The sequence below is a fragment of the Serratia sp. PF-27 genome (assembly GCF_030053255.1).
GTDB classification, from domain to species: Bacteria; Pseudomonadota; Gammaproteobacteria; order Enterobacterales; family Enterobacteriaceae; genus Serratia; species Serratia bockelmannii.
The window spans coordinates 24,448-41,991 of record NZ_JASGBT010000021.1; the positions used below are offsets into that span (position 1 = coordinate 24,448).

The window sequence follows — 17,544 nt, forward strand, 5'->3', positions numbered from 1 at the left end:
GATGGAACACTATATCAGCCTGTTTGTGCGCGCGGTGTTCGTCGAGAACATGGCGCTGGCGTTCTTCCTCGGGATGTGTACCTTCCTGGCGGTGTCGAAGAAGGTCTCGACCGCCTTTGGCCTGGGCATCGCGGTGACCATCGTGCTCGGCATTTCGGTGCCGGTGAACAACCTGGTCTACAACCTGATCCTGCGCGACGGCGCGCTGGTGGAAGGCGTCGATCTGAGCTTCCTCAACTTCATCACCTTCATCGGCGTGATCGCGGCGCTGGTACAGATTTTGGAGATGATCCTCGATCGCTTCTTCCCGTCGCTGTATAACGCGCTCGGCATCTTCCTGCCGCTCATCACCGTGAACTGCGCCATCTTCGGCGGCGTGTCCTTCATGGTGCAGCGCGACTATAACTTCGCAGAATCGGTGGTGTACGGCTTTGGTTCCGGCACCGGCTGGATGCTGGCGATCGTCGCCATGGCGGGGATCCGCGAAAAACTCAAGTATGCCAACGTGCCGGCAGGGCTGCGCGGCCTGGGCATTACCTTTATCACCACCGGACTGATGGCGCTGGGCTTCATGTCCTTCTCCGGTGTTCAGTTGTAAAGGCGGGAAGAATTTATGGAAATTATTTTAGGCGTAGCAATGTTCACCACCATCGTGATGGTGCTGGTGTTGCTGATCCTGTTCGCCAAATCGAAGCTGGTGAATACCGGCGACATCGCGGTGGAGATCAACGGCGATCTGGATAAGAGCTTCCATGCGCCGGCGGGCGACAAGCTGCTCAACGTGCTCTCCAGCCAGGGGATCTTCGTCTCCTCGGCCTGCGGCGGCGGCGGTTCCTGCGGCCAGTGCCGGGTGGTGATCAAAGAGGGCGGCGGCGATATCCTGCCGACCGAGCTTTCGCACATCAACAAGCGCGAAGCGAAAGAAGGGTGCCGCCTGGCGTGCCAGGTGAACGTGAAGCAGAACCTGAAGATCGAGCTGCCGGAAGAGATCTTCGGCGTGAAGAAATGGGAGTGCGAGGTTATCTCCAACGATAACAAAGCCACCTTTATCAAAGAGCTGAAGCTGAAGATCCCCGATGGTGAGGACGTGCCGTTCCGCGCGGGCGGCTTTATCCAGATCGAAGCACCGGCGCACGACATCAGCTACGCCGACTTCGACGTGCCGCAGGAGTATCGCGGCGACTGGGACAAGTTCAACCTGTTCCGCTACCGCTCGACGGTGAACGACACCACGGTGCGCGCCTACTCGATGGCCAACTACCCGGAAGAGAAGGGCATCATCATGCTCAACGTGCGTATCGCCACGCCGCCGCCGAACAATCCGGACGTGCCGCCGGGCATCATGTCTTCCTATATCTGGTCGCTGAAAGCCGGTGACAAGGTGACCATCTCCGGGCCGTTCGGCGAGTTCTTCGCCAAGGACACCGACGCCGAAATGATCTTCATCGGCGGCGGCGCGGGCATGGCGCCGATGCGCTCGCACATCTTCGATCAGCTCAAGCGCCTGAACTCGAAGCGCAAGATCACCTTCTGGTACGGCGCGCGTTCGCTGCGCGAGATGTTCTATGAAGACGACTTCAACCAGCTGCAGGCGGAGAACGAAAACTTCACCTGGCACGTGGCGCTGTCGGATCCGCAGCCGGAAGATAACTGGACCGGCTACACCGGCTTTATCCATAATGTTCTGCTGGAGAACTACCTGAGGAACCACCCGGCACCGGAGGACTGCGAGTTTTACATGTGCGGGCCGCCGATGATGAACGCCGCGGTGATCAAGATGCTCAAAGATCTGGGCGTCGAAGACGAAAACATCATGCTGGATGACTTTGGTGGCTAAATTGCGCGCATTGGCGATGAAGAACTGGCTGACGGGTGTGGCGCTGAGCGCCACCCTGCTGCTGACCGGCTGCGGGCCGGAACAGGTGGACCTGATGGGTAAAACCATGGGCACCTCGTATTCGATCCGTTACGTGACCGGCGGAGATACGCCGTCGGCGCGCGAGATGCAGGCGGAGATCGACAAACGGCTGGAGCAGGTGAACGATCAGATGTCCACCTACCGGCCGGATTCCGAGCTGAGCCGCTTCAATGCCAACCGCGACATTGACCGGCCGTTCCCGGTTTCGCCGGCCACCGCCGAAGTGGTGCGCGAAGCGCTGCGCATCAACCGCGTCACCGACGGCGCGCTGGACGTGACCGTCGGGCCGCTGGTCAACCTGTGGGGCTTCGGCCCGGAAGGGCGGCCGGACAAAGTGCCGAGCGAGGCGGAACTGGCGCACCGCCGCGCCTGGACCGGCGCCGACAAACTGTCGGTGCAGGGCAGCGCGCTGGTGAAAAGCATCCCTGAGCTGTACGTCGATCTGTCGTCGATCGCCAAAGGGTATGGCGTGGACGTGGTGGCGGAATATCTGCAGTCCCGGCATGTGAAGAACTACATGGTGGATATCGGCGGCGAGGTGCGCACGCGCGGGCATAACGGCGAGCAAAAGCCGTGGCGCATCGCCATCGAGCGCCCGACCGCCGGTACGCAACAGCAGGCGCAGCTGGTGATCCAGCCGGGGGAGATGTCGATCGCTACCTCGGGTGACTATCGCAACTACTTCGAGCAGGACGGGGTGCGCTATTCGCACACCATCGATCCGGTCACCGGCCGACCCATTCACCACCGTTTGGTGTCGATCACCGTGCTGAGCCCGACCTGCATGACCGCCGACGGCCTGTCCACCGGCCTGAACGTGATGGGGCCGGAGCGCGGCCTGGCGCTGGCCAATCTGCTCGGCATTCCGGTGTTCATGATCGTGAAAACCGCCGACGGGTTTGAGGAGCGTTATTCGGACGCGTTCAAGCCCTATCTGAAAAAGCGTTCGTGAGGTTGCTATGTTGACGGTATTCGCCGCTACTTTCGTGTTGTTTCTGCTGATCGTCGGCGGGATGTCGCTGGGCTATGTGTTCAAACGCAAAAGCCTGCAGGGCAGCTGCGGCGGCATCACCGCGCTGGGCATGGAGAAAGTCTGCGACTGCCCGGAGCCGTGCGATGCGCGCAAAAAGCGCGAAGCCAAAGCGGCGCAGCGGCGCGAGCAGTTGGAAAAGCACCGTATTCTGTAGCGAAAACCCGGCCTTGGCCGGGTTTTTTATTTCGCCTTGCGGAAGCTTTTCGCCTCGGCCGGCGAGTTGACCATCACGCCGTCAGCGCCCAGCGCCAGTGCCTGCTGATATTCCTGCGGCGAGTTGACCCCGAACAGGATGATGTGCGCCGGGCCCTGCGAGCGGAAACAGTCCATCGACTCTTTATCCCAGGTCAGAAACGCCTTCGAACGCCCTTCGCCGAGGGTATATTTCTCCACCACTTCCACCTCGCGCTTCAGCTCCAGCCCGTACCAGCGCGGCTGGCGGTTGTCCGGTTTGACGTCGCACTGGTGCGCCATGGTGATATTGGCCAGCAGCGTGCGGGTCTCGTCGCGGCTTTCGAAGCGCGGAATGGCCGGCGGCAGCGCCTGCAGGTATTTGGCATCGGTAGAGTAGACGCGGATGCGGTTCAGGCTGTCGGTGCTTTGCAACGTCGCCAGCAGCGTTTGGCCAAACTGCGCCGGATCGGCGTCCGGAGATTTGATGTCCAGATAAAAAGTGACGTGCGGAAACGCTTTAAGCACGTCGTCGAGCCGCGGAATGCCGATACCCTGGCCGCGGAATGGGTGTGCGTCACCTTTGGTGAAGGCCCAACCGGCGTCGGTCTCGGCCAGCTGCGCGGCGGTATAGGCAGAAACCGGGCCCTGCCGATTGGTCAGCGCTTTCAGATCCGAGGGGCGATACAGCACGATGACGCCGTCTTTGGATTCTTGCAGGGTGATCCAGATGGCGTCGGCGCCGTTTTTCAGCGCGGTTTCGATGGCGATGCGAGTGTTTTCTGGCGCATCGGCGGTGCCGCCGCGATGGGCGACGATCGCCGGCGCATGACCGGCGGTGGCGCTGGCCGCCAGCGCGCTCAGCGACAGCGCGGAAGCCAGCAGCAAAGAAGAAAATCTGATCATGTAGGGTACCTTGTCGTTATCGTTGTGGTGAGCCGCACGGGATGGCGGAAATCATACTATTGAAAAATTAAGCTTTTTTAACAACGCGGAAATATCTGTCAGAAACGCCGCTTTCCTCGAGCTCTGCGGCCTTGAGCTTTCGGTATATGACTGTATACTTATACAGTGTTACTGGAGGGTGCGATGCGTAAAATCATTCATGTCGATATGGACTGCTTCTTCGCAGCGGTGGAAATGCGCGACGATCCCAGCCTGCGCGATATCCCGCTGGCGATTGGCGGCAGCGCCGATCGCCGCGGGGTGATCAGCACCGCCAACTATCCGGCGCGGCGCTACGGCGTGCACAGCGCCATGTCCACGGCGATGGCGCTCAAGCTGTGCCCGCATCTCACCCTGCTGCCGGGGCGCATGGCGGCCTACAAAGAGGCCTCGCTGCACATCCGCGAAATCTTCGCCCGCTATACCCCGCTGATCGAGCCGCTGTCGCTCGATGAAGCCTATCTCGACGTGACCGACAGCCCGCAATGCAACGGTTCGGCGACGCTGATCGCCCAGGAAATCCGTCAGGCGATCGCCGACGAGCTGAACCTCACCGCGTCGGCCGGCATCGCGCCAATCAAGTTTCTCGCTAAAATCGCCTCCGAGATGAACAAGCCGAACGGGCAATACGTGATCACGCCGGCGCAGGTGCCGGCGTTTTTGCAGCAGCTGCCGCTCAGCAAGATCCCCGGCGTCGGCAAGGTGACCGCCAAGCGGCTGGAGGAAGTGGGGCTTATCACCTGCGCCGACGTGCAGCAATACGATTTGGCGCAGCTGCTCAAGCGCTTCGGCAAGTTCGGCCGGGTGCTGTGGGAGCGCTGTCAGGGTATCGATCGGCGCGAAATCTCTCCTGAGCGGCTGCGCAAATCGGTGGGGGTGGAGCGCACGCTGGCGGAGGATATTCACGACTGGGAAGACTGCGAAACGCTGATTATCGACAAACTCTATCCCGAGCTGGAGATGCGGCTGCGCAAGGTGAAGCCGGATCTGCACATCGCCCGGCAGGGCGTGAAGCTGAAGTTTCAGGATTTTCAGCAAACCACCCAGGAGCACGTGTTCCCGGTGCTGAACCGGCAGGATTTGCTGGAGGTGGCGCGGCAGGCGTGGCGCGAGCGGCGCGAAGGGCGCGGCGTGCGGCTGGTGGGGTTGCATGTGACGCTGCTCGATCCGCAGCTGGAGCGGCAGCTGGCGCTGTCGTGGGAATAAAAAAGCCGGCGGTCGCCGGCTTTTTGCGTTAAGCGTGCAGATTACGCGCGCTCAGGGATTGCTTTCAGCAACGAGGTCAGCAGCTTCCAGTACAGGCCGACGCTTTCGATATGCACCTGCTCATCCGGCGAATGCGGGCCGGTGATGGTTGGCCCGATCGATACCATGTCCATGTTTGGATATGGCTTTTTGAACAGACCGCATTCCAGACCGGCGTGGATCACCATGATGTTCGGCGTCTTGTCGAACAGATCCTGATACAGCTCGCGCACCAGGTGCATAACCGGCGAGTCGGCGTCCGGCTGCCAGCCCGGGTAGCCGCCCTTCGGCGCCACTTTAGCGCCGGCCAGCTGGCCCAACGCGGTCAGCATCTCGACCACGTAGTCTTTGCCACTGTCGATCAGGGAGCGGATCAGGCAGATGATTTCCGCTTCGTTTTCGCTGGTGGTGACCACGCCGACGTTCAGCGAGGTTTCCACCACGCCTTTCACCGCGTCGCTCATGCGGATCACGCCGTTCGGCGTGCCGTTCAGCAGCGCCAGGAAGCGCTGCTGGCTGTCGGCGCTCAGCGCCAGCGAAGCGCTGGTGGTCGGCTCCAACAGCACGGTGATGTTCTTCTCTTTGGCGGAGAGTTCGTTCTGCAGCACGGCCAGGAACTCCTGGCTCAGCGCTTTCAGTACGTCGGCCTTGTCCGCCGGCACCGCTACCACCGTGGAGGCTTCACGCGGGATGGCGTTGCGCAGGGTGCCGCCGTTCAGGTCCAGCACGCGCAGGTTCAGCGCCGCCGCATGGGCGAACAGGAAGCGCGCCAGCAGTTTGTTGGCGTTGCCCAGCCCGACGTGGATCTCGGCGCCGGAATGGCCGCCTTTCAGGCCCTTGAGGGTCAGCTTCAGGGTTTGGTAACCGGCCGGCACCGCTTCGCGCTGCAGCGGCAGGGTGGTGATGAAGTCGATACCGCCGGCGCAACCCATGTAGATTTCGCCTTCTTCTTCGGAATCGGTATTGATCAGGATATCCGCCTGCAGCCAGTTCGGCTGCAGCCCGAAGGCGCCGTCCATACCCGCTTCTTCGGTCATGGTCAGCAGCACTTCCAGCGGGCCGTGCTCAACGCTGTCGTCGGCCAGCACCGCCAGGGCGGAGGCCATGCCGATGCCGTTGTCGGCGCCCAGCGTGGTGCCGCGCGCTTTCACCCACTCGCCGGCGATATAAGGCTGGATCGGATCCTTGGCGAAGTCGTGTACGGTGTCGTTATTCTTTTGCGGCACCATGTCCAGGTGTGCCTGCAGCGCGACTGGCTTGCGGTTTTCCATGCCTTTGGTGGCTGGTTTGCGCAGCAGGATATTGCCGACCTGATCACGCTCGGCGTGCAGGTTCTTTTCTTTGGCCCAGGTGAGGATGTGCTGCGCCAGCGCTTCTTCATGATAAGAAGGGTGCGGGATAGAACAGATCTTGGCGAAAATATCCCACAGCGGCTGTGGCGAAAGCTGAGACAATTCAGACACTATAAGTCTCCTGTGACGGCAGGCTCCGACAGGACGGGCATGCCGCGCGGTTAAGGTGAGCGGGTATCTGTGCGTCGTGGCACGATCGTCAGAGAATATCACTTTATTTCCGGCGGTGCGCCCCCCGTATTGTGCGGTTTAAGCGCTTGATCACATGGCTTCGCTGCGGGAACGCTCGCTTTTTCAGCATCAATCACCGAAAAGCCGCCCGGCGGAAATCGCGAGGTTTTCCTCGGTACAGCTGGAATTCAACGCGGCCAGTCTCTATAATCTCGCGCAACCTTTTTTCCCCTGAACTACAAATAAGCCGCTTCACCGCCGGCTGGGACACGATTCTATGAGCGAAAAATACGTTGTTACCTGGGATATGCTGCAAATGCACGCACGCAAGCTGGCGCACCGCCTGCTGCCTGCCGACAAATGGACGGGCATCATTGCCGTCAGCCGCGGCGGCCTGGTGCCGGCGGGCCTGCTGGCGCGCGAACTGGGCATCCGCTATGTGGATACCGTCTGCATTTCCAGCTATGACCATGACAACCAGCGCGAAATGAAAGTGCTCAAGCGCGCCGAAGGCGACGGTGAAGGCTTCATCGTGGTGGACGATCTGGTGGATACCGGCGGCACCGCGAAAGCGATCCGCGACATGTATCCGAAAGCGCATTTCGTCACCATCTTCGCCAAGCCGGCGGGCCGTCCGCTGGTGGACGACTACGAAGTCGACATCCCGCAGGATACCTGGATCGAACAGCCGTGGGACATGGGCGTCAGCTTCGTTCCCCCGATCGGCGGTCGCTAAGTCCAGCCAGTTCCAGCCCAACGCCCGGTTATGCCGGGCGTTTGCGTTATCTTGGTTTATCCCGCCAGAGTTAGGTACACTACCTCCAGTTAAGTAGGCCTTTTGCGGCCTATCGCCAGATTTACGGAGGCTGTTGTTACCATGGCACAGGCCAACCTTTCTGAAATTCTTTTCAAGCCCAAATTCAAACACCCTGAAACCTCGACGCTGGTGCTGCGCGCGCGCAACAAAGTGAGCGCCGCCATGCATTCCGCATTGGAAGGCGACACCACCGGCAGCTGGTATCGCATGCTGAATCCGTTGCTGTGGGCCTGGCGCGGCGTCAGCCCGATCGAAATCCACGAAGTGCTGGCGCGCATCGCCGCCTCGGACGCCGAGCGCAGCAATCCGCAGCGGCTGGATACCGTGGTGGGCTACCGCAACGGCAACTGGATCTACGAGTGGATCCATCAGGGCATGCAGTGGCAGCAGCGGGCGACGGAACAGCAGGATCCGCTGCTCGGCGGCGAGTACTGGCTGAAGGCCGCGAGCCTGTACAGCATCGCCGGTTACCCGCACCTGAAGGGCGACGAGCTGGCCGAACAGGCGGAGATGCTCGCCAACCGCGCTTACGAAGAGGCGGCGCTGTTGCTGCCGTATCAGCTGAAAGAGCTGGAGTTCCGCATCGAAGGCGGCGGCAGCGTCACCGGTTTCCTGCACATGCCGGAGAAGGGCGAGGCGCCGTTCCCGACGGTGCTGATGTGCGGCAGCCTCGATACGCTGCAGACCGACTATCATCGCCTGTTCCGCGACTACCTGGCGCCGCACGGCATCGCCATGCTGACGCTCGATATGCCGTCGATCGGTTCTTCGTGCAAATGGAAGCTGACGCAGGACTCCAGCTACCTGCACCAACAGGTGCTGATCCAGCTGGCCTCGGTGCCGTGGGTGGATCATCAGCGGGTGAGCGCCTTCGGCTTCCGCTTCGGCGCCAACGTGGCGGTGCGGCTGGCCTATCTGGAGCCGCAGCGGCTGCGCGGCGTAGCCTGCCTGGGGCCGGTGGTGCATCGCCTGCTGTGCGACAGCAGCACCCAGTTGAACGTGCCGGACATGTATATGGACGTGCTGGCCAGCCGCATGGGCATGGCTAACGCCTCGGACAACGTGCTGAAGGTGGAGCTGAACAGCTACTCGCTGAAAATGCAGGGGCTGCTGGGGCGCCGTTGCCCGACGCCGATGATCTCCGGCTACTGGGAGCGCGATACGCTCAGTCCGAAAGAGGAGTCGCAGCTGATCGTCACCTCCTCGGTGAGCGGCAAGCTGGTCGCCATCCCGCGCACCCCGGTGTACGACAGCTTCCACCGGGCGTTGCTGCAGATGTCCGGTTGGCTGAGGGACAAAATGCGTTAATTAGTTGCTAAATTTTAACAGTTTGTTAAAAAGAGTGGTCTACATTGAGGAGGTTAGAGAATGACGTTACCGAGTGGTCACCCTAAAAGCCGACTAATGAAACGTTTTGCCAGCTTGGGGCCGTACCTGCGTGAAGGGCAATGTGAAAACGACCGTTTTTTCTTTGATTGTTTGGCCGTCTGCGTCAATGTAAAGCCCGCTCCGGAGAAGCGTGAGTTCTGGGGCTGGTGGATGGAGCTGCAGGCGGAAGAGGCGCGCTTCACCTATTCGTACCAATTCGGCCTGTTCGACAAGGAAGGCGACTGGACGGCGCAAAACATTAAGGATGATGAAGTAAACGCCAAGCTGGAAGACACCCTGCGCGACTTCCATCGCCGCCTGGGCGAGCTGCTGGCGACCATGGAACTGGGGCTGGAACCCGCCGACGATTTCAAAGAAAAACTGATCAAACTCTCCGCCTGACCCCGTTTGACCACGTATTGTGCTGATTTCGCGTTGTGCCTGTTGGCATAACGCGTCTCTCCTGTTACAAAGACCTTTGCACTCTTCTTCTCATCATTACACACGGCAGAAATACTATGAACGGCAGCCAGACATTGGTTGTGAAATTGGGCACCAGCGTGTTGACCGGCGGATCGCTGCGTCTGAACCGCGCCCACATTGTCGAATTGGTGCGCCAATGTGCGCAGCAACACGCCGCGGGCCACCGCATTGTCATCGTCACTTCCGGCGCCATCGCCGCCGGGCGCGAACACCTGGGCTACCCCGAGCTGCCCGCCACCATCGCCTCCAAGCAGCTGCTGGCAGCGGTAGGGCAGAGCCGGCTGATCCAGCTGTGGGAACAGCTGTTCTCCATTTACGGCATTCACGTCGGGCAGATGCTGCTGACGCGTGCCGATCTGGAGGACCGCGAGCGCTTCCTCAACGCGCGCGACACCATGACGGCGCTGCTGGATAACCGCATCGTGCCGGTAATCAATGAGAACGACGCCGTCGCCACCGCCGAAATCAAGGTGGGCGACAACGATAACCTGTCGGCGCTGGCGGCCATTCTGGCCGGGGCTGACAAACTGCTGCTGCTTACCGATCAGCAGGGCCTCTACACCGCCGATCCGCGCAACAACCCACAGGCCGAACTGATCCGTGAAGTGCACGGCATCGACGACGCGCTGCGCGCCATCGCCGGCGACAGCGTCTCCGGTCTGGGCACCGGCGGCATGGGCACCAAGCTGCAGGCGGCCGACGTGGCCTGCCGCGCCGGCATCGACGTGGTGATCGCCGCCGGCAGCAAGCCGGGCGTGGTGGCGGACGTGATCGAAGGCAAACCGGTGGGCACCCGTTTCCACGCGTTGGAAACCCCGCTGGAAAACCGCAAGCGCTGGATCTTCGGCGCGCCACCGGCCGGTGAGATCACCGTCGACGATGGCGCGGTGGAAGCGATGATGGCGCGCGGCAGCTCGCTGTTGCCGAAGGGCATCCGCGAAGTGAAGGGCGACTTCTCGCGCGGCGAAGTGATCCGCATCCGCAACCTGGCGGGGCGCGATCTGGCGCACGGCGTCAGCCGCTACAACAGCGACGCGATGCGCATGATCGCCGGGCACCACTCGCAGGAAATCAGCGAGATCCTCGGTTATGAATACGGTCCGGTGGCAGTGCACCGCGACGATATGATTGTCAGTTAAGGAGTGAGCATGCTGGAGCAGATGGGGAAGGCCGCCAAGCAGGCCTCCTGGCAGCTGGCGGTGCTGAGCACGGCGAAGAAAAATCAGGTGCTGTCGGTGATGGCCGACAGGCTGGAAGCCAACAGTGAAGCGATCCTGCTGGCGAATGAACAAGACATGGCGCAGGCGCGCGCCACCGGCATGAGCGAAGCGCTGCTCGATCGCCTGCTGTTGACCCCGGCGCGGCTGGCGGCGATCGCCAACGACGTGCGCCAGGTATGCCGCCTGAACGATCCGGTCGGCCACGTGCTGGACGGCAACCTGCTGGACAGCGGGCTGAAGCTGGAGCGCCGCCGGGTGCCGCTCGGCGTGATCGGCGTGATTTACGAGGCGCGGCCGAACGTCACCATCGACGTCGCCAGCCTGTGCCTGAAAACCGGCAACGCGGTGATCCTGCGCGGCGGTAAAGAGACGCACAACACCAACCAGGCGACGGTGAAAGTGATCCAGCAGGCGCTGGAGCAGTGCGGCCTGCCGGCGGCGGCGGTGCAGGCGATCGACAGCCCGGATCGTGCGCTGGTGAACGAACTGCTGCGCCTGGATCGCTATGTCGACATGCTGATCCCGCGCGGCGGCGCCGGCCTGCACAAGCTGTGCCGCGAGCAATCGACCATCCCGGTGATCACTGGCGGCATCGGCGTGTGCCACACCTACGTGGATGCCGACGTCGATTTCGACAAGGCGCTGACGGTCATTGAAAACGCCAAGATCCAGCGCCCGAGCGCCTGTAACTCGCTGGAGACGCTGCTGGTTAACCGCAGCATCGCCGCCGAGTTCCTGCCGGCGCTGAGCGCCAAAATGGCGGCGGCGGGCGTGACGCTGCACGCGGCGGAAAACACGCTGCCGCTGCTGCAGGGCGGCCCGGCGACGGTGGTGCCGGTGAACGCGGAAGATTACGACGATGAATGGCTGTCGCTGGATCTGAACGTGCTGCTGGTGGACGATATCGATCAGGCCATCGACCACATCCGCACCCACGGCACCAACCACTCCGACGCGATCCTCACCCGTTCGCTGAGCAGCGCCGAGCACTTCGTGCGCGCGGTGGACTCCTCGGCGGTGTACGTCAACGCCAGCACCCGCTTCACCGACGGCGGCCAGTTCGGCCTGGGCGCGGAAGTGGCGGTAAGCACCCAGAAACTGCACGCCCGCGGCCCGATGGGCCTGGATGCGCTGACCACCTACAAGTGGATTGGCTACGGCGACGATCTGGTGCGCAGCTAAGGCCGCATTGCGGTCATAAAGAGGTCAGGGCGCAGCGGGCTGCGCCCTGATTTTTTGGGAAGGGCCAACGTGGGGCAGTCTGGCTGCTTGCAAAATAACCAAACGCCCCGGCGGCTATTGACTCATTTCGTGCACAGGTCTACCTTGTTCAACGCACTTCCGGCTTGCCCCGCAGGCCCGGCTCGATGCCGATATAGCTCAGTTGGTAGAGCAGCGCATTCGTAATGCGAAGGTCGTAGGTTCGACTCCTATTATCGGCACCATCCTCTCTTCCTGTAATGTCCGTATTAATCCATAACAACTCTGTTTTATAAAGGTATTTTAGCTTTTTTAATCCGTATTAGTCCGTACTGTTCCGGTGGAGTCCGGCATCTAATATGTATAGGATTGCGTATATGTTCCTGTTCGGTCTTGGATTCCTATACACATGCCTTTAAACGATATGCAGATTCGCCGCGCTAAACCTGAAGCTAAAGCCTATACACTTGGAGATGGGCAAGGGCTGTCATTGCTTATAGAACCTAATGGAAGCAAGAGCTGGCGCTTCCGCTATCGCTATGGCGGTAAACCCAAAATGATCTCCCTTGGTGTTTATCCAATTGTCACATTGGCTGCAACGCGTACAAAACGTGATGAAGCCCGAAAAATAGTGGCAGAAGGGCGTAATCCGAGTGAAATTCGCAAAGAGCAGAAATTAGCTCAACAAGTAGGTGTTGGTAACACGTTTGAAGTTATTGCTAGGGAATGGCATCAATTGAAGTCAGCTAGATGGTCGGCTGGATATGCTTCTGACATCATGGAAGCCTTCAGAAATGATATTTTCCCTTATGTAGGACACAGACCAATTTCAGGGATAAAGCCTCTTGAATTGCTTAACGTGCTTCGCAAGATAGAAGCTCGTGGTGCATTAGAGAAAATGCGTAAAGTTAGGCAGCGTTGCTCGGAGGTTTTTCGTTATGCAACCGCGACAGGCCGTGCCGAGTTTAACCCGGCAGCCGATCTCTCTAGCGCATTAGAGGTCCATCAATCTAAGCATTTTCCATTTTTGGTCGCCAGTGAGATCCCTGATTTTCTTGTCGCGCTTGAAGCTTACTCTGGTAGCAAACTAGTTCAATTAGCAACTAAATTGCTAATGATCACCGGGGTCAGAACTATAGAGCTGAGGGCTGCACAATGGCAGGAATTTGATCTAGTTAACGCTATATGGGAAATTCCTGCTGAAAGAATGAAAATGCGTAGACCACACCTTGTGCCATTACCGGCTCAGGCGTTAGATTTACTCTATGAGCTGAAGGCTATGACAGGAAACTATCGTTATGTTTTTCCGGGACGGAATGATCCGAACAAGCCTATGAGTGAGGCAAGTATCAATCAAGTTATCAAGCGTATTGGATACGCTGGCCGGGTTACTGGGCATGGTTTTAGACATATGATGTCGACTATCTTACATGAGCATGGTTTTGATTCCCGTTGGATAGAGTTACAGCTGGCACATGTAGATAAAAATACCATCCGAGGTACTTATAATCATGCGATCTATCGTCATGAGAGAGCAACCATGATTCAGTATTTTGCTGATTTTTTATTAGGGAAATCTCATGGCAATAATAAATGATGTCAATAAATTTGTTTCTGTCAGAAAACAAGATTTTGATGCGTGTATTGATGTTGTTGAGCACACCTTATGCATCAAGTCACTCTGCGCAGAGGTTCGATTTCATCATTTGAAATTTGATGGTAATGGTAGGCCTATGGTGAAAGCTTTAGCTGAAAAACTATATGAATATATAATTGACTACTGTTTTTCGATGCAAGATAGAAGTGAGCCTCTCTCTACTCAACAATGGCTAGCTTTAGCAAAACAGGCTAGATCTTTGTTTAGACACCCTAACGTTACTGATGATTCACCTGATAAAACAGGTGAGGCAGGAGAAACATTGTTGTTTTTTCTTCTGGAGGCTATAGTTGGAGCTCCTCAGTTAGTTGCAAAAATGGAACTAAAAACTAATTCTAATGATGAAGTTAAAGGCTCTGATGGAATACACATCAAGTGGAATGAAGAGGACAAAGTTGTTGATTTTTACTTTGGTGAGTCAAAGCTTTATAAGCAAATATCATCTGCTATGGACTCAGCGCTAAAAAGCATTGATGATTTTCATACCAATGAAATGTATAAGCATGAGTTTGGTATGGCGACCAAGCATTATAAATATGCAAAAGACGAGGTTAGGGAGTCTGTACGGAAATTATTTGTTTCTGGTGAGCCGGGTTCGGACGTGCGTATAAATCATGCATGCTTAATCGGTTTCGACTGGAGTGGATTTAATAAATTTGATTATGGCTCTTCAACTCCTATACATGAGCAGTTTCTTGCCAACTTGACTAAATCGATGCCGCAATGGATTGGGTTATTAGATGATAAATTTAGTAGATTTAATAGAAAATATCTACGGTTTGATGTTTTCTTTATTCCATTCCCTTCGGTGGTTGAGTTCAGGAATGAATTTAATAGAGCGTTGGATTAATTATGTTTGAAACTAACGGAATATACTCCAAGCTTGTTAAGGTTAGTGTTAATAGTATTCTTGGAGTGGATAATGATTTGAAGATAAGTGCAGCTAATATTTATCAGTTACTATCTATTTCTTCTATATTATCTTTATCAGAAAGTGAATCTGATATAAAAAAAGCATATGATATTGTAAGCAGAATATTAGAGATTAATGGGCAGTACGATGTAAGTGTCATTGCGGCTTGCGATCTTATTTTATCTAGAATTGGTAATTTTCCCGGAAGGGGACTATTAAGAGATAAGTATAATAATGGGGAATCTCCTGCGCTAAACTTATCCCTTTCGCTTGAGCGTCTAGGTCGTGAAGCAGAGAATACATATAACGAAGTGGTGTTAACGGACTTTCAGTGTAAACTATTTAATGCATTGAAGAAAAACAATTATCTTAGTATATCGGCACCAACATCTGCAGGTAAGTCATTTATTCTTTCACTCGCAGTTATTGATAAAATTAAAGTTTATAAAAAGGAGTGCATTGTTTATGTTGTTCCAACTCGAGCTTTAATTAGTGAGGTTTCTAATAGATTTCGTTATGAATGTAAGCAGTCGAATCTCAATGATGTTATTATAAGAACTGCGCCAGAAGTAATAGATATCGACAATGTAGAACAAGGTTTGATATACGTGTTGACACAGGAAAGGCTCGTTAGCTTACTTTCTAACTCGTATGGTAATAGCCATTTTCACATAGATACGTTGCTTGTTGATGAGGCTCATGAAATACAAAAGGGAAAGAGAGGGATAATTCTACAGAATGCTGTTGAATTAGCGCTTGAAAGACATCCTGATATGCAAGTTATGTTCTCTAGTCCTTTGATTAGTAACCCTGAGTATTTTTTCTCAATATTCAGATGGCGTCAGAATGGCCAATCATTTATCGAAACAATTTCACCTGTTACACAAAATATACTGCTTGTCAATCAAGTGAGAAATAATACTAAGGCTGTTAGTATAAGCTTGAATTCTGAAGATAGAGTTATTGATTTAGGAGTGTATAAGTTAGATTTTATTTTGCGTGGAAATCGGAGCGTTCAGAAAGCAAAATTAGCTGAGTTTATATCTCGCTCGGGAGGGGCCGTAATTGTATTTGAAAATACACCATCAAATGCAGAGAGTGTTGCTATTAACATAGCAGAGGTTCTTAGTGAAACGCTACTGGAAGATGATTTCGACGAGTTTATATCTTCTATTAAAGAAGAAATGCATGAGCAATATACATTGATTACTTGTTTGAGATCGAGAGTTGCCTTTCACTATGGGAATATGCCATCAATAATAAGAAATGGTATTGAATATTTTTTCAAACGGGGTGATATCAGATTTATTGTATGTACAAGCACATTGCTTCAAGGTGTTAATCTACCCGCTAAACATCTTATTTTAGAAAATCCTCACAGTGGGGATGAGCCAATGTCTAGGGCTGATTTTCTCAACCTTGCTGGTAGAGCAGGTAGATTGAAATATGAATTTCATGGCAACGTTTGGTGTATTCGAAGCAATATTTGGGATAAGAAATCTTTTGAGGGTGAGCCACTTCAAACTATAAGTTCCGCCATGTCAAAAGTTATGGTGGATGGTGGTGGAATTATATCCAATGCTATTGATAATATATATTCGCCAACTGATGATAAAGAGCTGGCTGACGTGGCGTTTGCTCGCTTTTATCATGAGGTAAAAAGGGACGGTTTTCAGCTGCCTTATTTTTCTGAATTGAACGGAGAGGAAGTTCATGAAATGTTGGAATATAACTATGATAAAGTCAGGAGAATGAAGATAACCATTCCAGAAGAATTAATTAAATTAAATTTAGGGACGCGGCCTGATTATATTCAAAGGCTCTATGATTATTTTGTTCAACTGGATAACTTAGATGATTATATTCTTCTTAGTCCTTATCAAAAAGGAGGGAAGGCGAGGGTGGATCGAGCTATTGAGATTATCATTGATATATTCTCTTGGCCTGTTACATTACAGTATGCAAAGTTAATAAGTGTTATGGCTCACCAATGGATGACTTCGCACTCGCTAAGGTCAATGATTAATTATAAAATTAGAAGTTCTAGTGAGTTGTCTGATTTGATTAGTAATGGCGCGCCTGTCGATAAAATAAGAAGAAAAACCTCATCCCTTATTAGGGATGTTCTTAATACACTTGAAAATCAAGTTAGATATAATCTTGTCCGTTATTTGAAAGTATATAGAGAAACACTTGTATTTGTTCTGATTTCGAAAGGGGAAAAAGATAAGGCTGAAAAAGTAGAGAATATCAGTGCTTACCTTGAGTTTGGCTCATGCAATCCAATAGAGTTGAACCTAATGTCGCTTGGCCTTTCACGAAGTACTGCTCTGTTTCTAAAAAATAAATTTAATTTCCGGGGGGATTCTTCGCCTGAGGAATTGATCGACTTTTTATCAAAGAAAGATCTGAATGCTAAAAATATCCCTGGATTTAGACTCAGGGAAATCAAAGACGTGTTAGGAATATAACTTTTATCACAGCTGTTGGTGGTAACTAATATTATTGTGAACTGAGTGTCGGCTTGTTTTTGAGAACGGTAACAATTTGATGAGCGCGCAATACTTCCCCCGCCTCGCCTGCGCGCTTCATGTGTCTCTTTTCATGCAGTTGCATGAATGGCCGCAGGCCGCGCCAGCACTGGTGCCGCTGGGGATGAAAAGTGCATTTTCTTGCATGCAAAATCATGCACCCTGTGCATGCACGCGCAATTTGAGGCTGGCTAGCTAGGAAAAAGGCTGTTTTGGGCGAGGCGAAAGAGAAATGCCCCGCGATGCTGTCGAGAGCGGCGGGGCTGAGGAGAGAGCTTAGTGCAGGGGGGATTGCTGTTGTAACGTCGAAGCGGTTCAAAGTCCGTTTCTCCGACGGTGGCAAGGTGTTCTCATCGACCGGTTGCGCCTGTATCGGCTGGCACAGGATTTTATCGACGCTTTCCACCGTCTCTTGAATGTGCAGAACAGATCAGGCTCTGACATTGGTAATGTGCCTCTTTCGTCTGCTCCGTGATATAGCTGCTGGTGTTAGTATAGGGCGTATGATTGCACAATGGAC

At 54.9% G+C, this 17,544-nt stretch carries 17 protein-coding genes and 1 tRNA gene; 14 read left to right on the plus strand and 4 right to left on the minus strand.

Annotated elements, in window-relative coordinates; genetic code table 11:
- Position 1: 1 nt before the first annotated feature.
- Genes nqrE through nqrM form a run of 4 tightly spaced genes read left to right on the plus strand, consistent with a single transcriptional unit; the run spans position 2 to position 3,105 of the window.
- Positions 2-598: an NADH:ubiquinone reductase (Na(+)-transporting) subunit E gene (nqrE, locus tag QMZ29_RS15150; RefSeq protein ID WP_004930235.1), complete on the plus strand. Its 597-nt coding sequence runs from the start codon at positions 2-4 to the stop codon at positions 596-598.
- 15 nt (positions 599-613) lie between these two features.
- Positions 614-1,837 carry an NADH:ubiquinone reductase (Na(+)-transporting) subunit F gene (gene nqrF / locus QMZ29_RS15155; RefSeq protein WP_043135532.1) on the plus strand — a complete coding sequence of 408 codons (1,224 nt, stop codon included), beginning with the start codon at positions 614-616 and terminating at the stop codon, positions 1,835-1,837.
- Positions 1,821-2,870: an FAD:protein FMN transferase gene (locus QMZ29_RS15160; RefSeq protein WP_197770024.1), complete on the plus strand. Its 1,050-nt coding sequence runs from the start codon at positions 1,821-1,823 to the stop codon at positions 2,868-2,870. The genes nqrF and QMZ29_RS15160 overlap by 17 nt, the downstream gene beginning before the upstream one ends.
- A gap of 7 nt (positions 2,871-2,877) precedes the next feature.
- Positions 2,878-3,105 (plus strand): (Na+)-NQR maturation NqrM, encoded by a 228-nt coding sequence (gene nqrM / locus QMZ29_RS15165; RefSeq protein ID WP_016928987.1) that lies wholly within the window; start codon positions 2,878-2,880, stop codon positions 3,103-3,105.
- A 26-nt stretch (positions 3,106-3,131) separates the two neighbouring features.
- Here nqrM and QMZ29_RS15170 read toward each other — a convergent pair whose 3' ends face one another.
- Positions 3,132-4,028, minus strand: a complete 897-nt coding sequence (locus QMZ29_RS15170; protein WP_261425586.1) for a glycerophosphodiester phosphodiesterase family protein — start codon at positions 4,026-4,028, stop codon at positions 3,132-3,134.
- Between the two features lie 183 nt (positions 4,029-4,211).
- On the opposite strand from QMZ29_RS15170, the gene dinB reads away from it, so the two are divergent.
- Positions 4,212-5,273, plus strand: coding sequence for a DNA polymerase IV (dinB, locus tag QMZ29_RS15175; protein ID WP_025301672.1), 1,062 nt, complete (start codon positions 4,212-4,214; stop codon positions 5,271-5,273).
- A 41-nt stretch (positions 5,274-5,314) separates the two neighbouring features.
- On the opposite strand, the gene pepD is transcribed toward dinB, so the two are convergent.
- On the minus strand, positions 5,315-6,775 hold the full coding sequence (gene pepD, locus QMZ29_RS15180) for a beta-Ala-His dipeptidase (RefSeq protein WP_261425584.1): 1,461 nt from the start codon (positions 6,773-6,775) through the stop codon (positions 5,315-5,317).
- Positions 6,776-7,112: 337 nt separating this feature from the next.
- Here pepD and gpt point away from each other — a divergent pair, with 337 nt between their 5' ends.
- The 9 genes from gpt (at position 7,113) to QMZ29_RS15225 (ending at position 16,964) form a co-directional block, all read left to right on the plus strand.
- Entirely contained in the window at positions 7,113-7,571 is a 459-nt protein-coding gene (gpt, locus tag QMZ29_RS15185) for a xanthine phosphoribosyltransferase (protein ID WP_025301674.1), read from the plus strand.
- Positions 7,572-7,712: 141 nt separating this feature from the next.
- On the plus strand, positions 7,713-8,960 hold the full coding sequence (frsA, locus tag QMZ29_RS15190; RefSeq protein ID WP_021504999.1) for an esterase FrsA: 1,248 nt from the start codon (positions 7,713-7,715) through the stop codon (positions 8,958-8,960).
- Positions 8,961-9,020: 60 nt separating this feature from the next.
- Positions 9,021-9,422, plus strand: coding sequence for a sigma factor-binding protein Crl (gene crl, locus QMZ29_RS15195; protein WP_004930258.1), 402 nt, complete (start codon positions 9,021-9,023; stop codon positions 9,420-9,422).
- A 116-nt stretch (positions 9,423-9,538) separates the two neighbouring features.
- The gene (gene proB / locus QMZ29_RS15200) at positions 9,539-10,642 is read left to right on the plus strand and encodes a glutamate 5-kinase (RefSeq protein ID WP_015376738.1); all 1,104 of its coding nucleotides are present in this window, start codon (positions 9,539-9,541) and stop codon (positions 10,640-10,642) included.
- Between the two features lie 9 nt (positions 10,643-10,651).
- Complete coding sequence (proA, locus tag QMZ29_RS15205) at positions 10,652-11,905, plus strand: glutamate-5-semialdehyde dehydrogenase (RefSeq protein WP_261425582.1); 1,254 nt, start codon at positions 10,652-10,654, stop codon at positions 11,903-11,905.
- Positions 11,906-12,092: 187 nt separating this feature from the next.
- Positions 12,093-12,168, plus strand: a tRNA-Thr gene (locus QMZ29_RS15210).
- A gap of 164 nt (positions 12,169-12,332) precedes the next feature.
- A complete protein-coding gene (locus QMZ29_RS15215) occupies positions 12,333-13,520 on the plus strand; it encodes a tyrosine-type recombinase/integrase (RefSeq protein ID WP_261425581.1) in 1,188 nt (395 codons plus the stop codon).
- Complete coding sequence (locus QMZ29_RS15220) at positions 13,504-14,430, plus strand: HamA C-terminal domain-containing protein (protein WP_164025247.1); 927 nt, start codon at positions 13,504-13,506, stop codon at positions 14,428-14,430. The genes QMZ29_RS15215 and QMZ29_RS15220 overlap by 17 nt, the downstream gene beginning before the upstream one ends.
- A 2-nt stretch (positions 14,431-14,432) precedes the next feature.
- Positions 14,433-16,964: a DEAD/DEAH box helicase gene (locus tag QMZ29_RS15225; RefSeq protein WP_164025245.1), complete on the plus strand. Its 2,532-nt coding sequence runs from the start codon at positions 14,433-14,435 to the stop codon at positions 16,962-16,964.
- A 31-nt stretch (positions 16,965-16,995) separates the two neighbouring features.
- Here the strand turns inward: QMZ29_RS15225 and QMZ29_RS15230 are convergent, their stop codons facing one another.
- Complete coding sequence (locus QMZ29_RS15230) at positions 16,996-17,430, minus strand: hypothetical protein (protein ID WP_261425576.1); 435 nt, start codon at positions 17,428-17,430, stop codon at positions 16,996-16,998.
- The gene (locus tag QMZ29_RS25770; protein WP_253296545.1) at positions 17,414-17,539 is read right to left on the minus strand and encodes an ogr/Delta-like zinc finger family protein; all 126 of its coding nucleotides are present in this window, start codon (positions 17,537-17,539) and stop codon (positions 17,414-17,416) included. Before QMZ29_RS25770 ends, QMZ29_RS15230 begins: the two co-directional genes overlap by 17 nt.
- Positions 17,540-17,544: the final 5 nt, after the last annotated feature.

Excerpts from the sequence above, each read along its gene's own strand:
- nqrE (WP_004930235.1), top strand. The coding sequence starts at position 2 with ATGGAACACTATATCAGCCTGTTTGTGCGCGCGGTGTTCGTCGAGAAC.
- nqrF (WP_043135532.1), top strand. The coding sequence starts at position 614 with ATGGAAATTATTTTAGGCGTAGCAATGTTCACCACCATCGTGATGGTG.
- QMZ29_RS15160 (WP_197770024.1), top strand. The coding sequence starts at position 1,821 with ATGACTTTGGTGGCTAAATTGCGCGCATTGGCGATGAAGAACTGGCTG.
- nqrM (WP_016928987.1), top strand. The coding sequence starts at position 2,878 with ATGTTGACGGTATTCGCCGCTACTTTCGTGTTGTTTCTGCTGATCGTC.
- QMZ29_RS15170 (WP_261425586.1), bottom strand. The coding sequence starts at position 4,028 with ATGATCAGATTTTCTTCTTTGCTGCTGGCTTCCGCGCTGTCGCTGAGC.
- dinB (WP_025301672.1), top strand. The coding sequence starts at position 4,212 with ATGCGTAAAATCATTCATGTCGATATGGACTGCTTCTTCGCAGCGGTG.
- gpt (WP_025301674.1), top strand. The coding sequence starts at position 7,113 with ATGAGCGAAAAATACGTTGTTACCTGGGATATGCTGCAAATGCACGCA.
- frsA (WP_021504999.1), top strand. The coding sequence starts at position 7,713 with ATGGCACAGGCCAACCTTTCTGAAATTCTTTTCAAGCCCAAATTCAAA.
- crl (WP_004930258.1), top strand. The coding sequence starts at position 9,021 with ATGACGTTACCGAGTGGTCACCCTAAAAGCCGACTAATGAAACGTTTT.
- proB (WP_015376738.1), top strand. The coding sequence starts at position 9,539 with ATGAACGGCAGCCAGACATTGGTTGTGAAATTGGGCACCAGCGTGTTG.
- proA (WP_261425582.1), top strand. The coding sequence starts at position 10,652 with ATGCTGGAGCAGATGGGGAAGGCCGCCAAGCAGGCCTCCTGGCAGCTG.
- QMZ29_RS15215 (WP_261425581.1), top strand. The coding sequence starts at position 12,333 with ATGCCTTTAAACGATATGCAGATTCGCCGCGCTAAACCTGAAGCTAAA.
- QMZ29_RS15220 (WP_164025247.1), top strand. The coding sequence starts at position 13,504 with ATGGCAATAATAAATGATGTCAATAAATTTGTTTCTGTCAGAAAACAA.
- QMZ29_RS15225 (WP_164025245.1), top strand. The coding sequence starts at position 14,433 with ATGTTTGAAACTAACGGAATATACTCCAAGCTTGTTAAGGTTAGTGTT.